Raw genomic sequence first — 15,577 nt, 5'->3', positions numbered from 1 at the left:
CCAACTCCTAGTGCCGTGTTCCGTGGCTCTGTTCGACGAGCCGACGCGAGCGTTCGAGAACGTAGTGTGAAGCGAAGGTGCAGAGCGCGACGAGGATCACGGCGATGATGCCGAGCGCGGCGCCCGGGCCGCGACCTGCCGCCGACTGCATGAAGACGTAGAGCCCGTAGGCGATCGGTGCGTCGGCGTTGCTCTGGATCAGCATCAGGGTGGCCGAGAGCTCGACGGCCGCCGTCGCGAAGCTGGTGACGAAGCCGGCGAGGATGCCGCCGATCATCAGCGGCAGGACGATGCGCCGGACGGTGCGCACCTTGGTGGCGCCGAGGTTTTCCGCCGCCTCTTCGAGCGACGGGGAGATCTGCTGGAGCGCCGCGTAGCAGGACCTGAGCGCGTAGGGCAGGCGACGTATCGCCAGCGCCAGCACGACCATGAACCATAGCGTCGCCAGCGGCGTTCCGTCGGGCAGGGTCACGCCGTAGAAGGTGCGCAGGTAGCCGATGCCCAGCACGACGCCCGGAACCGCGAGCGCCGCCGTCGCCGCCCAGTCGAGCCATTGCCGGCCGACCAGCTTGGTGCGCAGGACCAGATAGGCGATCGCGCTGCCGATGATGACGTCGATCAGCCCCGCCAGCGATGCGTAGATCAGCGTGTTCTTGATGTAGACCGAGCTGTCCTCAAGCACGCGTCCGTAATGGGCGAAGGTGAAGCCGTCCGGCAGCGGGCTGAAAGACCAGACGGTGGCGATCGACAGCAGGAACAGGCCGATATGCGGCGACAGCACGAGCAGCAGGATCAACCCGACGATCCCGTAGGCGACGATGCTCTGGCCCGTCGTGAGCTTGCGCCGCGCCATGCCGCCGCCGCCGCGCTGGACCGTCGAATAGTCCTTGTTGCGCATGGCGACCGCCGACAGCCACATGGCGGTGATCGAGACGACGATCAGGATGACCGAGATGACGTAGCCCATCGGATCCGCGATCCCGATCGAGGTGATGCGCAGATAGGCCTGAGGGGCCAGCATGTCCTTGACGTTGAGCAGCAGCGGCGTGGCCAGGTCGTCGAACACCTTGACGAACACCAGCGATGCGCCGGCCAGGTAGCCCGGCATGGCCAGCGGCAGGACGATGCGCCGCATCAACCGGAAGCCCGACGATCCCAGGTTCTGGGCAGCTTCCTCCATCGACTGGTCGATGTTGCGGAGGCTGGCCGAGAGGTTGATCAGGATGAACGGGAAGTAGTGCAGCGACTGCACGAAGATGACCCCGTTCAGGCCGTCCATGAAGGGGATCCTGAAGCCGAACATGTCGTTCAGCAGCAGGTTCACCGTGCCGTTGCGGCCAAACAGCAGCTGCATGGCGACCGCGCCGACGAAGGGCGGCATGATGAGCGGGATGAAGCCCAGCGTCTGCACCACCATCGCGCCGCGGAAATCGAAGCGGGTGGTCAGCACGGCGAGCGGCAAGGCAAAGACGGTGCCCCAGACCACCGACATCGCCGAGACGTAGACGGAATTCCAGAACGACCTGACGAACAGCTCCGACCGGAAGAAGTCGGCGAAGTTGACGAGCGTCAGCGTGCCGGTCCCCCGTTCGACGAAGGCGGTGTAGATGACCGTACCCGTCGGGACGATCAGGAAGAGGCCGAGGAAAGCCACGATGAGACCCGCGGTCAGCCATTGACCTGGCGAAAAGCGGATCTGCGCGGCCCTGCTGACGGTGATGGCTGTCATGTCGGGCGGTTCCGGAATCTGGGTTGATCTGCCCGTGCCGCGTCGCGGGGCGCGGGAAGCCGGGCGAGGGGAGGCGGCCGGCATCGAGGACGCCGGCCGCGCTCTGCCGCTAGTTGACCAGGGCGAGCGCTTCCTCGGCCTTGGCCTTGGCGTCGGCGTAGTTCTTGTCGGCGAACGCCGCCCACTGCTGCTCGAGCTCGGCCTGGCGGCTGGTCTTCTGGTCGCCGCCCGTGAAGGCGTCGCCGATCTCGGGGCTGGCGGCCTGCTCGGCCGTGATCGGCATCGCGGCGATCAGCGCGCGGGCTTCGTCGAGCTTCGCGCTGGCCTCGGCGTTATCCTTGCCCTCGAGCGCCTTGCTCGCCGCATGGATCGCCGCCGATGCACCCTTGAGGTTGTCGAGCTGGAACGAGATCAGCTGGTCGAAGAGCACGTCGACGACGTCGGACCGGCTCGATGAGGTTTCCGCGCTGAAGGTGATCATCGACTGGAAGCGCGGATCGGTGAACGGGTTCGGAAAGCCCTCCGGCGCCTTGGCATAGATGGCGGGGTTGACCGGAAGCCTGCGGATCGCCGGTTCGAGCAGGATCGTCTGCCCGTCCTCGCCGAGCAGGAAGTTGATGAACTTCGCTGCGCCGTCGGCGTTCGGCGCATTGGCGACGATGCCGATATTGGCCGGCACGACCGTCGTCACCGACGGGTAGGCGAAGCCGACCGGGAAGCCGCTGCCCTGCGCCGAGAAGGCGAAGAAGTCGATGACGATGCCGATGCCGGTCTGGCCCGAATTGACGGCGTCCGGCACGCCGAAGGAGCGCTCGGTAACCTGCTGGAGGTTGCCGCCGATCGCCTTGAGCGTGCCCCAGCCCTTGTCCCAGCCTTCGCCCTGGAGAATGGTCTCGATGGTCAGGTGCGTGGTGCCGGAGCGCGACGGCGCCGCGATCGCCACGTGGTCGTGATATTCGGGCTTGACCAGATCGATCCACTCGGCGGGCTTGGCGATGCCGTTGGCCTCGAGATAGCGGTCGTTCCACATGATGCCGTAGCCCGATGCGGCGAAGCCGAAATAGTAGCCGTCCGGGTCGTTCACGCTGTAGGAGCCGACCTTGTCCGGCAGGCCGGTGACGGACGGGCTGAACTTCGCCAGCAGGTCCTGGCTCTTCAGGTTCTCGAACGCGTCGGGGGCCGAGGCCCAGAACAGGTCGACCTGGTTGTTGGACTTCGTCTCGGCGAGATATTTCACGCCGGCGCTGGTATTCTTGTTCTGGACGTCGAGCGTGACGCCGGGGTGCGCGGCCTCGAAGCCAGCCTTGAACGGGTCGGTCACGTCCTTCGAGAACGACGTGACGATGGTTACCTTGCCGCCTTCGGCATAGGCGCTCGTAGATGCGGCAAGCGCGAGCAGCGCTGCCGCCGTTATCGATCTGATCATGTTTTCCTCCACTTGCGGACCCTTGGCGGGGCCGGCGCAAAGGACTTTGCAGGTTGCGTGCCAGATCGATGGGCTGAACGATTACAATAAGTTAGCTTCTGAAGCCTTCGCGCGATGGGAAAAATCGGTAACATCGCGGGAGCGCCAAGGGGAAAAGAATGTAACGCCCTGGCCGAGTCAGGAACCCGGCGATGCGGCGGCTTCCTGAGAGAGGCCCAGCTTCTTCATCTTGAGATAGAGCGTCTTGCGGGAGATGCCGAGCGCGCCCGCGGTCTCGCCGATGCGCCCGCCGAAACTGGCAAGCGTGCTAGCGATGATCGCCGCCTCGTGCGCATCCATCTGCTCTTCGAGGCTTCCTCCCGTCGGTGCAAATGGCGTTGCCGGTGCGGGATCGGCGACGTCGTCGATGGCCAGCGCGTAGCGTTCGGCCGCGTTGCGCAACTCGCGGATGTTGCCCGGCCATTCCTTCTGGCCGAGTTGCTGCAGGGTGCGTGCGTCGATGTCGCGGACGGGCCGGTCGTACCGCCGCGCCGCCTGGTCGACGAAATGCCTGAACAGGAGGGCGATGTCGCCGTGGCGCTCGCGCAGCGGCGGCAGCACCACGCGGGCGACGTCGAGGCGGTAGGACAGGTCCTCCCGGAACCGTCCCTGCCGGACCAGATCGGCCAGCGGCGTCTTTGTCGCGGTGACGACCCTTAGGTCCACGGGAATTTCCTTGTTGGAGCCAAGCCGCTCCAGCTTGCGCTCCTGCAGGACGCGAAGAAGGCGGACCTGGGCGGCGGCGGTCATCGACTCGATCTCGTCCAGGAACAGCGTGCCGCGATTGGCGTATTCGATCTTGCCGATGCGGCGGTCCCTCGCGCCGGTGAAGGCGCCGGGCTCGTGGCCGAACAGCTCGGTCTCCAGCATGGTCTCGGGGATCGCGCCGCAATTGACCGCCACGAAGGGATGCTTCGCGCGCGCGCCGAAATCGTGTAGCGCGCGGGCGGCGACCTCCTTGCCGGTCCCGGTCTCGCCGACGATCAGGACATCGGTGTCGAGATCGGCGAGCCGCATCAGCGCGCGCCGCATGGCCACCGTCGCGTCGGCATGGCCGATGATGCGTCGCTCCCAGTCGCCCTGTCCGTCGACCGCCACCCGAAGCCGGCGGTTTTCGAGAACCAGCCTGCGATGGTTCAGCCCGCGCCGGATGGTCTCGACCAGCAGGACGGGATCGGCCGGCTTCTCCAGGAAATCCCAGGCTCCGGCGCGAAGCGCGCGCAGCGCCATCGGCACGTCGCCATGGCCGGTGATCAGCACGACCGGAATTTCCTCGTCGATGGTTTTCACCAGTTCGAGGACGTCGAAGCCGTCGCGCGAAGGCATGCGCACGTCGGTCAGCACCACGCTCGCGGATTCGCCGGTGATCCCCGCGAGCGCGCCAGCGGCGTCGCGGCTGGACGCAACCTTGAACTGCTCCAGTTCCAGCGTTTCGGAATACGCCTCGAGGACCTGCGGGTCGTCATCGATGAAGATCACGTCAACTGCGGTCATCCGCTGCGGCCCTGAGCGTTACGAGGAAGGATGTGCCCTCCGGCGAGGTGCGCAAAACCGTCACGCCGCCGCCGAAGTCTTTGAGGATGTTATAGGTGATCGACAGCCCCAGGCCGAGTCCCGAGCTGGGCGGCTTGGTGGTGAAGAAGGGGTCGAAGATGACGTTGACGTCGTCGGCGACGATCCCGCCGCCGGTATCCTCGACCGTGATCTCGACCCGCTCGCCGATCGATCTGGCGGTGAGCCTGATCGTCCTCTCGTCGCGGCCGGCCACGGCATCCATGGCGTTGGCGATCAGGTTGACGAACACCTGTTCCAGCCGCACGCCCTCGGCGATCACGAGGGGCAGTGCCTCCTGCAGCGACACAGTCAGAACCGCGTCCTCGTCCTGGAAGCGGTGCGCGAGCAGGCTTGTCGCGCCCTCGACCGCGGCGGCAAGGTCAACCGGGCCGATCCGGCTGTCCGGCAGGCGCGCGAAACGGCGCAGGTGCCCGATCTGGTTGCTCATGCGCTGCGTCAGCTGGCCGATCTTCTCAAGGCTTTGCATGGCCTTGTCAGGGTCGCCCCGCTCGATCAGCACGCCGCCATTGTGGGTATGGGAGCGGATGGCGGCGAGCGGCTGCTTGAGTTCGTGGCCGATGCCCGCCGCCATCTGGCCGAGCGCCGCCAGCTTGGCCGACTGGATGAGTTCGTCGCGGGTGTGGCGAAAGACGTTGAGCGCGCTCGCGAGGTCGCCGAGTTCGTCGCGGCTGGACACCGCCATGGTCGCGCCCGGCTGCCCGGCCGAGATGTCGAAAGCCGATTCGGCCAGCGCCCGGATGCGGGCCAGCAGGTTCCTGTGGACATAGAAGTAGCCGATCGCCAGCGCGGCGGCTACCGACAGCACGGCGATCGCCAGCAGGACGCCGCTGCCGGTGGCGATGGCCCGCTCCGCGCGTTCCGAAGCCAGCCGGCCGCTCGCCTGCGCCGCGCCCACCTCCAGGCCGATGCGCTGTCCGAGTTCCTCGACCAGTCTGCGGTTCTCGTTGGCGAGCGCCTGCACGTTGCCGCGTTCGATCAGCTCGGAGCGCTTGGTATGCGGCAGGCCCGCGGTGACGTCGGCGCTCGACAGGATGCGTTCGGCCAGTTGCCGGACGGTGATGCTGTCCGGCCAGTCGGCCAGCGTCTGCTGGCCGAGCCTCAGGGCATCGGTTGAATCGCCGAGATAGGCGATCGTCTCCTGGATGTCCTCGACCGAATTCAGGTCGACCAGCCGGGCGATCAGGCCGGTGGCGAGGCTCGCCTGCGCAATCACCGACATCAGCGCCTCGCTCTTGCGCTGCTCGTTCAGGATGCGCGCCTCGCGTGCATCCGCCTTGAGTTCGGTCTCCATGTTGAAACGGACGTCGTCGACCAGCGGCTCGGCTTCGCCCAGCAGGTCCGTCTGCACCCAGCGGAGCTCGTCGAGGTCCGCGCGCATCTCTTCCTGCAGGGTGAAGCGCCGGCCCGATGCGATGTCGAGTTCAGACAGGTTCCGGTTGATCGATTCGACCAGCGGGCCGAACTCGCCGTTGTCGAGATCGGCCGCCTGCATTTCGGCGAGCACGGCGTTCAGCGTATCCAGGCGCTGCGCGTAGACGGCCCGGATGGCGGTGTAGCCGGATCGTGTAGGGCTGCTGGCGAGGTTCGGCATCACCGAGCTGATGTCGGCCCCGGTCTTGGAGAGCCGGGTGGCGAAAGCCAGCCGCGGCATCTGCGAGCGGGCGATCTGCGAGAGTTCGCCGGACAGGCTCACATAGGACAGCCAGCCGACGATGCAGGCGCCCACGGCCAGACCGACGATGGTGACGAACGCCGCCCCGAGCCGGAAGCCGATACCGTGGCGCGAGCGTCGCGCCAATCCGGTCGGGGAGCTGTCGGCGCCTCCTTGCAAAGCCATTGTCATCGCTCAGCGCAACAGCCCGCGTTCGTCCTGCGGCGGGGCCAGCGCGTCCAGGATCTCGCCGGCGCGCCGAAGGCGGACCTCGATCGACGAGCGCAACTCGTGCGTGAAGTCCTGCAGCGCTTCGGAACCGGGCAAGCCCGCCGGCATGTCGTCGATGCTGAGCGCGCCGGAGCGGTCGACCGCCCTGGCCTCGGCCAGCGGCGGGCCGACGAGTTCCCGCACGGCTTCGTCGATCCGCTCCTGCGCCTGCGGGCTGGGCGCGGCCGAAGAGATGATGTTGACGCGTCGCCACAGGCTGGCCAGCACCGGCCGCTTGCGCACGATGAACTCGTCGAACAGCAGGTTCACCATGTTGTAGCGGCTGGCCGACAGCGACGCGTCGAACGTCTTGCCGTTCATCAGCCCTGGAAAGTCGAAGGGACGCGCCGGCTCGGCCGCCGCGTCGCGCAGCCCTGGGACGACCGGGATGCGGTCGATCCCGCGCGTCAGCAGCAGCGATTGCCCCTCCAGCGAAAGCACGAAGTCGAGAAAGCGCTCGGCGGCGGCGTCGTTCCGGCTGCGGGCGAGGATCGCGATGCTGGCCGGCACGAACACCGTATTGTGCGGCAGGACGAAGCGGACCGCGTCCGGCCGTTCGGTCGGCTGCGCCAGGAAGTCGATGGTGATGCCCACGCCGAACCGGCGCTGGACGACGCCGGAGGGAACTCCGAAGCTGCGCGCCGTCACGGTGGACAGGTTGCCGCCGAGCCTCGACAGCAGGGCCCAGCCATCGTCCCAGCCATAGGTCTGCAGGATGATCTCGACGATCAGGTGGGTGGTGCCCGAACGGGACGGCGAGCTGATTCCGATATGCCCGTCATAGACCGGCTTGGTCAGGTCGGCCCATGTCGTGGGCACCGGCAGGTTGTGCGCGGCCAGGTAGGCCGGGTTGTAGACAAAGCCGTAGCCCGAAAGCGCGAAGCCGAGATAGTAGTGGTCGGGATCGTTGACCGGATAGCCGGAAACCAGTTCCGGCGCGCCGGTATTGCGCGCGGTGGTCCGGCTGAGCTGCCCTTTTGCCTTCAGGACTTCGAAGGCGTCCGGCGCCGACGCCCAGAACATGTCGGCGTCGAAGTCGGGACGCTCCAGGATCAGGCGCATGCCGTTTGCGGTGTTGCGCTGGACGACGACCAGGTCGATTCCCGGGTTCGACCGCTCGAAGGCCTGCTCGAACGGTTCGTAGAAGGATTGCGGAAAGGACGTCAGCACCCTGAGCTGCGTCGATCCGTAGTTGGCCCGCGCGGCCTGCGGCAGGACCCCTATAGTGGCGGCGGCCAGGATGGCGACCGCCAGAAGGCGCGAGACGGCGCCGAAGCGCTGCGCGCGGCGGTGCGTCGCGGCGATGTCTTGATCGATCCTGCCCGGTTTCACGGACCGTTTCCCCATGTTCCATGCGCGGCGCCTCGGCCGCTGCAGCCGGCGACAAACTATGACAGCACCCCCCGGGTGGCAAAATCTATGTTCCAGGCAGGAAAGTCAGCACCTTCGCAAGCGGCGAATTGGCCCTGTCGGCTGGTTGCTTGACTCGGTCCGATTCTGACCGCAGTGTGAAATCGGTCAGACCATTTGACCGATTGCACGGTTGCGATCCTGCCGGGGAGGGGCGGGGACGATGCCCATACACGCCATCGAAACCCCGCGGCTCTACCGCCAGGTTGCCGACCAGCTGAGGCAGCTGATCGACAACGGCGAGTATCCCGTCGGCGCCCGCCTGCCGACCGAGCGCGAGCTGGCGCAGCAGTTCGGCCTGTCGCGGCCGACCGTGCGCGAGGCCCTGATTGCGCTCGAGGTGGAAGGGCGGGTGCGCATCCGCGTCGGCTCGGGCATCTACGTTCGCGCGGTCCGGGACCCTGCGCCGGCGCGCGCCCGCGACAATGACGAAGGACCGTTCGAATTGCTGCGCGCCCGCGAGTTCGTCGAGGGCGCGGTGGCGGCCGAAGCCGCGCTCCATGCGGGCGCCGAGGATATCGGCAGGCTGGACGACATCCTCGCGCGCATGCGGACAAGCAGCCACCCGTCCAGGGAGACGATCGTGCTCGACCGCGATTTCCACACGGGCGTGGCCGGCATTCTCGGAAACGCCGTCCTGGTGCGGGTCGTCGGCGAGATGTTCGACCAGCGCCTCAATCCCTTCTTCGAGCGCCTGTCCAGCTATTTCGAGAACGACCAGTCGTGGCTTGCGGCCGCGGACGAGCACGAGGCCGTCCGCGACGCCATCGCCGCGCATGACGCCGAGGGCGCCAAGGAGGCCATGCAGAGGCACCTGCAGCTGTCGCAACTCAGATTCTCGCGCAACTTCGGCGAGAGATTCGAGCCCTGAGCTCGCCAAGCAAAGGCCGGGAGGAAATCGGCCGAACGTCAACCTGAGGAGGAAATACATGTCCAGGAAATACGCAGTCCTCGCCTCGGCGCTCGGCGCCCTGGTTCTCGCCTGTGCCCCGGCATCGGCCCAGACCGCGCTCAAGTGGGCGCACGTCTACGAGACGTCTGAGCCGTTCCACACCGAATCCGTGTGGGCGGCCGAGGAGATCGCCAAGCGCACCGACGGGCGCTACACGGTCGACGTCTTCCCGGCGTCGCAGCTCGGCAAGGAGTCCGACATCAACCAGGGCCTGACCCTGGGAACGGTCGACATCATCATCTCGGGGTCCAGCTTCGCGGCGCGCGAATACGCGCCGATCGGCGTCACCTACTACCCCTTCATCTTCCGCGACGCCGCGCACCTGCTCAACTACACCAAGAGCGATACCTACAAGGCGCTCACCAAGGGCTATGAGGAAAAGTCCGGCCACCACATCACGGCGACCACCTACTACGGCACGCGCCATACCACGTCGAACCGGCCGATCGCCAAGTGCGCCGACATGGCCGGCCTGAAGATCCGCGTTCCCGACGTGCCGGCCTACCTGGCGATGCCGCGAGCCTGCGGCGCCAACACTGCGCCTATCGCCTTCGCCGAGGTCTATCTCGCCCTGCAGAACGGCACCGTCGAGGCGCAGGAAAACCCGCTGACCACCATCGAGGCGAAGAAGTTCTACGAGGTGCAGAAGCACATCGTGCTCACCGGCCACATCGTCGACCACCTCAACACCATCGTGTCGAAGTCGCGCTGGGCCTCGCTGTCCGACGAGGACAAGCAGATATTCACCGAGGTGATGCAGGAAGCCGCGGCACGCGCCACCGAGAAGATCGTCGCGCGCGAGAAGGAACTCGTGCAGGTGTTCAAGGATCGCGGGCTGACCGTCACCGAGGTCGACCGTTCCGACTTCGAGAACAACGTCATCGAAAAGGTCACCTTCGAGGAGTTCGGCTACAACAAGGCCGACTGGGAGGCGATCCGCGCCATCCAGTAATCCGGCGTCAGCGGATCGAGCCCGGCGCCGTGCGGCGCCGGGCTCTGTCCCGATGTCTTTGCGCAAGTGCTATCGCCCGACAGCCGAAGGTTGACGCCATGTCCGAGGACCACCACTCGCAGATCACCGCCGAGGAGATGGCGCAGGCTTTCGAGGAGGAAGCCGAGCCGGTTGATCTGTCCGGCCACGCTATCGAGGACTGGGTGACGCTCGCCGCCTTCTGGGGCATGTCGCTGTGCGTGTTCCTGCAGTTCTTCACCCGCTACGTGCTCAACAACAGCCTCGCCTGGACCGAGGAGATCGCGATCAACTGCCTGATCGTCACCGTCTTCCTGGGATCGGCGATGTGCGTGCGCATGAGCCGGCACATCCGCGTCGACTTCATCTACCGCTACCTGCCGCGTACCGCCGGCCGCTGGCTCGCGCTGGCAGTCGACCTGGTGACCATCGGCTTCTTCGCCTACGCCAGCTGGCTGCTCTGGCGCTACGTCGCGGTCGTCGGCGGCGAGCGCATGGTGACCATCGACCTGCCGCGCGGCATCGTCTTCTACGCAGTGTTCGCCGCCTTCGTTCTGATGTTCCTGCGCGCAGTGCAGGTGTTCGTGCACGACTGGCGCGAGGAGGGGCCGCGGCTCGACGAACCCGGACCGGCGGGAGGCTGAGGCGATGCTGGTCCTGATCGGTTCCTTCCTGCTTCTGATGCTGGTCGGCGCGCCGGTAGCGGTCGCGCTCGCCACCTCGTCGCTGCTCTATCTCGTCATCTACGGCGTCGCGCCCGACATCATCGCCGCGCAACGCATGATCGCCGGCGTCGAGAGCTTCCCGTTGCTCGCCGTTCCCTTCTTCGTGCTCGCCGGCAACCTGATGAACATCGCCGGGGTGACCGGCCGCATCTACAGCTTCGCGCTGGCGCTGGTCGGCTGGATGAAGGGCGGACTGGCGCAGGTCAACGTGATCGGGTCGGTCGTCTTCTCCGGCATGTCGGGGACGGCGCTGGCTGACGCCGCCGGCATCGGCACGATCGAGATCAAGGCGATGCGCGACCACGGCTATCCCGTCGAGGCAGCGGTCGGTGTGACGGCCGCCTCGGCGACCCTCGGCCCGATCTTCCCGCCGTCGCTGCCGTTCGTCATCTACGGCATGATGGCCAACGTCTCGATCGGCGCGCTGTTCATGGCCGGCATCCTGCCGGGCCTCGTCATGACCGGCCTGATGATGGCGACGATCGCCTTCTTCGCCTATCGCCGCGGCTGGGGCTCCGACACGCCTTTCAGCGTCCGCCGGCTGTTCGCGGCGTCGCTGGAGATCCTGGTCGTCCTGGCCTTCCCGGTCGCTGTCTATGCGCTCTACGCAGCCGGCCTGTCTCTCAACATCGCCGTCGGCCTCGCGCTGATCGCGCTGATCGCCCTCGACTGGTACTACGACTTCTCGGCCGTCATGGCGCTGATGACGCCGGTGATCCTCATCGGCGGCATGACCATGGGCTGGTTCACGCCGACGGAAGCCGCAATGGCCGCCGTCATCTGGTCGCTCTTCCTCGGCCTCGTGCGCTACCGCACGATGACGCTGCGCACCCTGGTCAAGGCGAGTTTCGACACGATCGAGACGACGGCGTCCGTCCTCTTCATCGTCACAGCGGCGTCGATCTTCGCCTGGCTCCTGACCGTCAGCCAGGCTGCGGCGCTGTTTTCCGACTTCGTCTTCTCGCTCACCGACGACTGGTGGACGTTCCTGATCCTGGTGAACCTGCTGCTGCTGGTCGTCGGCTGCTTCCTCGACACCATCGCCGCGATCACCATCCTGGTGCCGATCCTGATGCCGGTCGCCGCGCGCTACGGCATCGATCCCGTGCATCTCGGCCTGATCATCACCCTCAACCTGATGATCGGCCTGTTGACGCCGCCCGTCGGCATGATCCTGTTCGTGCTGTCGCGAATCTCGAAACTGTCCATCGAGCGCACGACCTGGGCGATCCTTCCGTGGCTCGTGCCGCTGGTGGCGGCGCTCCTGCTCATCACCTTCATCCCGCAGATTACGCTGTGGCTGCCGACGCAGCTCGGGCTGATCCGATGACGGGCGCCGCGCTCGCCGCCACGCTGTTCGCGCCGGAGGACCTGCGCCTCGTCGCGTGCGATCCCGGGCCGCTTGCGCCGGGCATGGTGCGCGTGCGTTTCGGCGCGGGCGGCATCTGCGGCTCGGACCTGCACTACTTTCGCCATGCCCGCACCGGCGATTTCGTGGTGCGGTCGCCTCTCATCCTGGGCCATGAGGTCGCCGGCGACATCGTCGAGATCGCCGGCGAAGCCCCGGGCCTCTCGGTCGGCGACCGGGTTGCGGTCAATCCGTCGCGCTGGTGCGGCCACTGCGTCTATTGCCGGGCGGATCGCCCGAACCTCTGCGAGAACATCTATTTCATGGGCTCCGCGTCGAAGACGCCGCACATGCAGGGGGGCTTCGCCGACCATTTCGACGCGATCCCGGCGCAATGCGTAAAAGTGCCCGCCGCGACGCCCTATGCCGCGGCCGCGCTTGCCGAGCCGCTGGCGGTCTGCCTGCATGCGGTGACGCGCGCCGGCGATATTCGCGACCGCAACGCGGTGGTGTTCGGAGCCGGCCCGATCGGTCTCCTGACCATGCTGGCGGCCAAGCTCAAGGGATGCGCCGCCGTCACCATGGTCGACATCGCGCCGGCGCCGCTGGCGTTTGCCGGAGAGCTCGGGGCTGACCGCGTCGTCAATGTCGGCGACGGGTCGGATGAGCTGGCGGACGCGGCTGCGGAACGCCTGTTCGACGTCGCCTTCGAGGTGACGGGATCGCCTGCCGGTCTGGCGTCGGCGATTTCCGCCGTGCGGCGCGGCGGCGTCCTGGTTCAGGTCGGCAACCTGCCCGGCGGGCAGTTCCCGGCGCCCGCCAATGCCGTGATGGCGAAGGAGCTCGATTTCAGGGGCAGCTTCCGCTTCGGGCGGGAATTCTATGACGCCGTGTCCCTGATCGTCGACGGGGCCGTCGACGTGACGAGGCTGGTCACCGCGCAGTTCCCGCTGTCTTCCGCCGAGGCGGCGTTCCGCCTCGCGCTCGATCGGTCGAAGAGCGTCAAGGTCGTGCTGAGCCGCGACTGACGGCGGCCAGCCTTACCGCGAAGGGAGAGCCTGCGCTCCCTGCTCCGCCAGCGCCCGCTCGAGGAAGGCGCACGCCGCCTTCGGGTCGAAAGCCGCCGTGGTGTCGACGTCCTGCACGGGACCGAAACGCGCCGGCTCGGCGCGGGCGGCGAGTTCCACCAGTTCCCCGACATATTCGGGGCCGGGATGGCCGGGCAGGCGGCTTGCCGCGCGCGCGCCGTAGCGCTTGCCGATGACGTCTGGCGGCGCCGAGCACCAGAGTTCGGCGATGGCGTCCACGCCTGCGTCATCGAGCAGGCCCTCGACGAAGGCGCGCGGCTGGAAGCCGAACCAGGCGTCCATGATGACCGTCGTGCCGGCGGGGGCATCGCGCAGGATGGCGAACATCGCCGCCAGGCTTGCCCGGCCGAGCTTGCGGTTGAACGGGCGGTCGACGCCGTCGATCTCGCGCAGGAACGGCTCCTTGACGGTGTCGAGCGACAGCACGGGCCAGCCGGTTTCGCGAGCCAGCGCGGCCGCGACGTGGCTCTTGCCGCTCGCCGGCACGCCGTTGACCATGACCAGCCGTTTGCCGGTCGCGGCTTTGACCCGCGCGGCGGAAAGCGCCGCGCCGATCATGCCGGCGTCGTCGCCAAGCTGCGCCGGGACCAGCGCGTATCTGAACCAGGACGAAAGGTCGGGATGGGCCGATAGTGCTGCGACCGCCGCGCCGCCGAGCCCGCCGCCGAGAACCACCGTCTCGGGCGAAAATGCCGCCGCGAGGCTGTCGATGGCGGCGCGCAGCGGCTGCGCCCAGGCGCGCAGCACCGCGTCGGCCTGCTTGTCGCCCGCCACGCGCCTGGCGAGCAGGTCGGTCGCCGTGGTTGCCGCATCGAGACCCGCTGCTGCGATATGTCGACCGAGCGCAGTGCCCGAACTGACGGTTTCGACGCAGCCGCGGCGGCCGCATTTGCAGACGATGCCGTCCGCGTCGACCACCACGTGGCCGAGTTGTCCGGCCGCGCCGGCGCCGCGAAAGATCGTTCCGCCGGTGAGGATCGCGCCGCCGATGCCGGTTCCGATGGTCAGCATCACCGCGTCGTTGCGGCCCCTGGCCGCGCCGCAGCGCGCCTCCGCCACCAGCGCCATGTTGCCGTCATTGTCGATGACGACGGGGCGGCCGAAGCGCGCCTCGATCCGCTCGCAGACCGGCGCGGAGGAAAGGTCGACATAGCCGCCCGACAGCACTTTGCGCGTACGGAAATCCACCTGGCCGGGCACGCCGATGCCGATCCCCTCGACCGAGGGATCGTCGATCTCTGCGATCAGCGCCTCGACGCGGTCGAGCACGACGGCAGGGTCCGCCGAACTGGCGGTGCGGGCGCGCGCCAGGATGGCGCCGTCGGCGGCGACGCGGGCGGCCCGAATGTTGGTGCCGCCGATGTCGACGCCGATCGAGGTTGCGGGCAAGGCTGCCGGCGACAATCAGGCGACCCTGGCGGCCGGCGCGTGATAGCGGGCGATGATCGCCTGCAGTTCGCGCAGACGGGGGACGGCGACCGTCTCCAGCCGCTCGCGCGTGACGGCGCGGTCGAGCGAGATACAGTCTTTCCAGAGCGAGCGCCCGGCGATGACGCCCGACGCGCCCTCAGCCATGGCGGTTTCGACCTGGCCCAGGAACGTCGCATGGTCGACGCCGGCGGACAGCACCGCCCACGGCACGTCGCCTGCAAGCCGCGTGACCGCCGCGCAGGACTCCGCCGAGCCGGGGTAGGGCAGCTTGAGCACCTTGGCCCCGAGGTCGAGGCAGATTTTGGTGCCGCCCTGGATCAGTTCCGGAATTTTCGCCTGGTAGTCTTCGGCGCTTTCGCCCTCCAGCCGGTAGGTCAGGAATTCGGTGACCAGGAGCAGGTCCTCGCGCGCGAAATCATCGATGACCTGCCGAAGGATCGCAATGTTGTGTTCGTTCGCGGCCGGCGTGTCAGACCTGAGGTAGACCATGATCTTGCCGCCGGTCGCGCCGAGGGCGCGAACGTGGCGCGCATCGACGCCGTCGACCAGCTTGGAGAGCCGGTAGCCTTCCGGCGACGTGTCCCAGCCGGAGGCGTCGAGCCCGATGAGCAGCGCCGTCCCGCGGTCGAGCACGCCGTCGTCGACCAGCTGCGGCACCGCGCAGATCGGGTCGACCAGCACGCAGGTCGCCTTGCTCGCCAGGTATCGGGTGATGTCGGCCTTGGTCTCGCCGAGCGTGTCGTTGCCGATCTTGGCCTGCTCGTCCGGGTCGGCCGCAAGCAGCGAGCGCATGCCGCCACGCTGGTCGCAGGCGATCACCATCATGGCTCCGTCGGCGTCGCAAATCTGCTGGTAGCCGCGGCGTTCCGCGGTGGTCATCCGTGCCATGCTTCGAAAATCTCCTCGGCACCGCGCTGGCGGCGATGCGCCAACACTGAAGTGATTGCGTGCCAGCGAACAATG

General features: G+C 67.5%; 12 protein-coding genes. 5 read left to right on the top strand and 7 right to left on the bottom strand.

Going from position 1 to position 15,577, the window contains the following annotated elements:
- Positions 1 to 7: 7 nt before the first annotated feature.
- The 5 genes from ABUE31_RS16840 to ABUE31_RS16820 form a co-directional block, all read right to left on the bottom strand.
- The gene (locus tag ABUE31_RS16840; RefSeq protein WP_367724838.1) at positions 8 to 1,729 is read right to left on the bottom strand and encodes an ABC transporter permease; all 1,722 of its coding nucleotides are present in this window, start codon (positions 1,727 to 1,729) and stop codon (positions 8 to 10) included.
- 109 nt (positions 1,730 to 1,838) lie between these two features.
- Complete coding sequence (locus ABUE31_RS16835; protein ID WP_367724837.1) at positions 1,839 to 3,155, bottom strand: ABC transporter substrate-binding protein; 1,317 nt, start codon at positions 3,153 to 3,155, stop codon at positions 1,839 to 1,841.
- A gap of 177 nt (positions 3,156 to 3,332) precedes the next feature.
- A complete protein-coding gene (locus tag ABUE31_RS16830) occupies positions 3,333 to 4,688 on the bottom strand; it encodes a sigma-54-dependent transcriptional regulator (protein WP_367724836.1) in 1,356 nt (451 codons plus the stop codon).
- Entirely contained in the window at positions 4,675 to 6,606 is a 1,932-nt protein-coding gene (locus ABUE31_RS16825; protein WP_367724835.1) for an ATP-binding protein, read from the bottom strand. Before ABUE31_RS16825 ends, ABUE31_RS16830 begins: the two co-directional genes overlap by 14 nt.
- A 9-nt stretch (positions 6,607 to 6,615) precedes the next feature.
- A complete protein-coding gene (locus ABUE31_RS16820; RefSeq protein WP_367724834.1) occupies positions 6,616 to 8,022 on the bottom strand; it encodes an ABC transporter substrate-binding protein in 1,407 nt (468 codons plus the stop codon).
- Positions 8,023 to 8,263: 241 nt separating this feature from the next.
- Here ABUE31_RS16820 and ABUE31_RS16815 point away from each other — a divergent pair, with 241 nt between their 5' ends.
- From ABUE31_RS16815 to ABUE31_RS16795, 5 genes are all read left to right on the top strand, one after another.
- On the top strand, positions 8,264 to 8,971 hold the full coding sequence (locus tag ABUE31_RS16815; protein ID WP_367724833.1) for a FadR/GntR family transcriptional regulator: 708 nt from the start codon (positions 8,264 to 8,266) through the stop codon (positions 8,969 to 8,971).
- Between the two features lie 58 nt (positions 8,972 to 9,029).
- Entirely contained in the window at positions 9,030 to 10,004 is a 975-nt protein-coding gene (locus ABUE31_RS16810) for a sialic acid TRAP transporter substrate-binding protein SiaP (protein ID WP_367724832.1), read from the top strand.
- A 98-nt stretch (positions 10,005 to 10,102) separates the two neighbouring features.
- Entirely contained in the window at positions 10,103 to 10,666 is a 564-nt protein-coding gene (locus tag ABUE31_RS16805; protein ID WP_367724831.1) for a TRAP transporter small permease, read from the top strand.
- Between the two features lie 4 nt (positions 10,667 to 10,670).
- Positions 10,671 to 12,077: a TRAP transporter large permease gene (locus ABUE31_RS16800; RefSeq protein WP_367724830.1), complete on the top strand. Its 1,407-nt coding sequence runs from the start codon at positions 10,671 to 10,673 to the stop codon at positions 12,075 to 12,077.
- The gene (locus ABUE31_RS16795; RefSeq protein ID WP_367724829.1) at positions 12,074 to 13,123 is read left to right on the top strand and encodes an L-idonate 5-dehydrogenase; all 1,050 of its coding nucleotides are present in this window, start codon (positions 12,074 to 12,076) and stop codon (positions 13,121 to 13,123) included. The genes ABUE31_RS16800 and ABUE31_RS16795 overlap by 4 nt, the downstream gene beginning before the upstream one ends.
- Positions 13,124 to 13,135: 12 nt before the next feature.
- Here the strand turns inward: ABUE31_RS16795 and ABUE31_RS16790 are convergent, their stop codons facing one another.
- Together ABUE31_RS16790 and ABUE31_RS16785 are read right to left on the bottom strand one after the other, a co-directional pair.
- Positions 13,136 to 14,572, bottom strand: a complete 1,437-nt coding sequence (locus ABUE31_RS16790; RefSeq protein ID WP_367724828.1) for an ROK family protein — start codon at positions 14,570 to 14,572, stop codon at positions 13,136 to 13,138.
- Positions 14,573 to 14,587: 15 nt separating this feature from the next.
- Positions 14,588 to 15,502: a tagatose-bisphosphate aldolase gene (locus tag ABUE31_RS16785; protein WP_367724827.1), complete on the bottom strand. Its 915-nt coding sequence runs from the start codon at positions 15,500 to 15,502 to the stop codon at positions 14,588 to 14,590.
- Between the last annotated feature and the right edge of the window lie 75 nt (positions 15,503 to 15,577).

This window comes from Mesorhizobium marinum (assembly GCF_040813675.1).
GTDB classification, from domain to species: domain Bacteria; phylum Pseudomonadota; class Alphaproteobacteria; order Rhizobiales; family Rhizobiaceae; genus Mesorhizobium_K; species Mesorhizobium_K marinum.
Note: the sequence above shows the minus strand (reverse complement) of the source record. Positions and strands in the feature narration are given on the sequence as shown.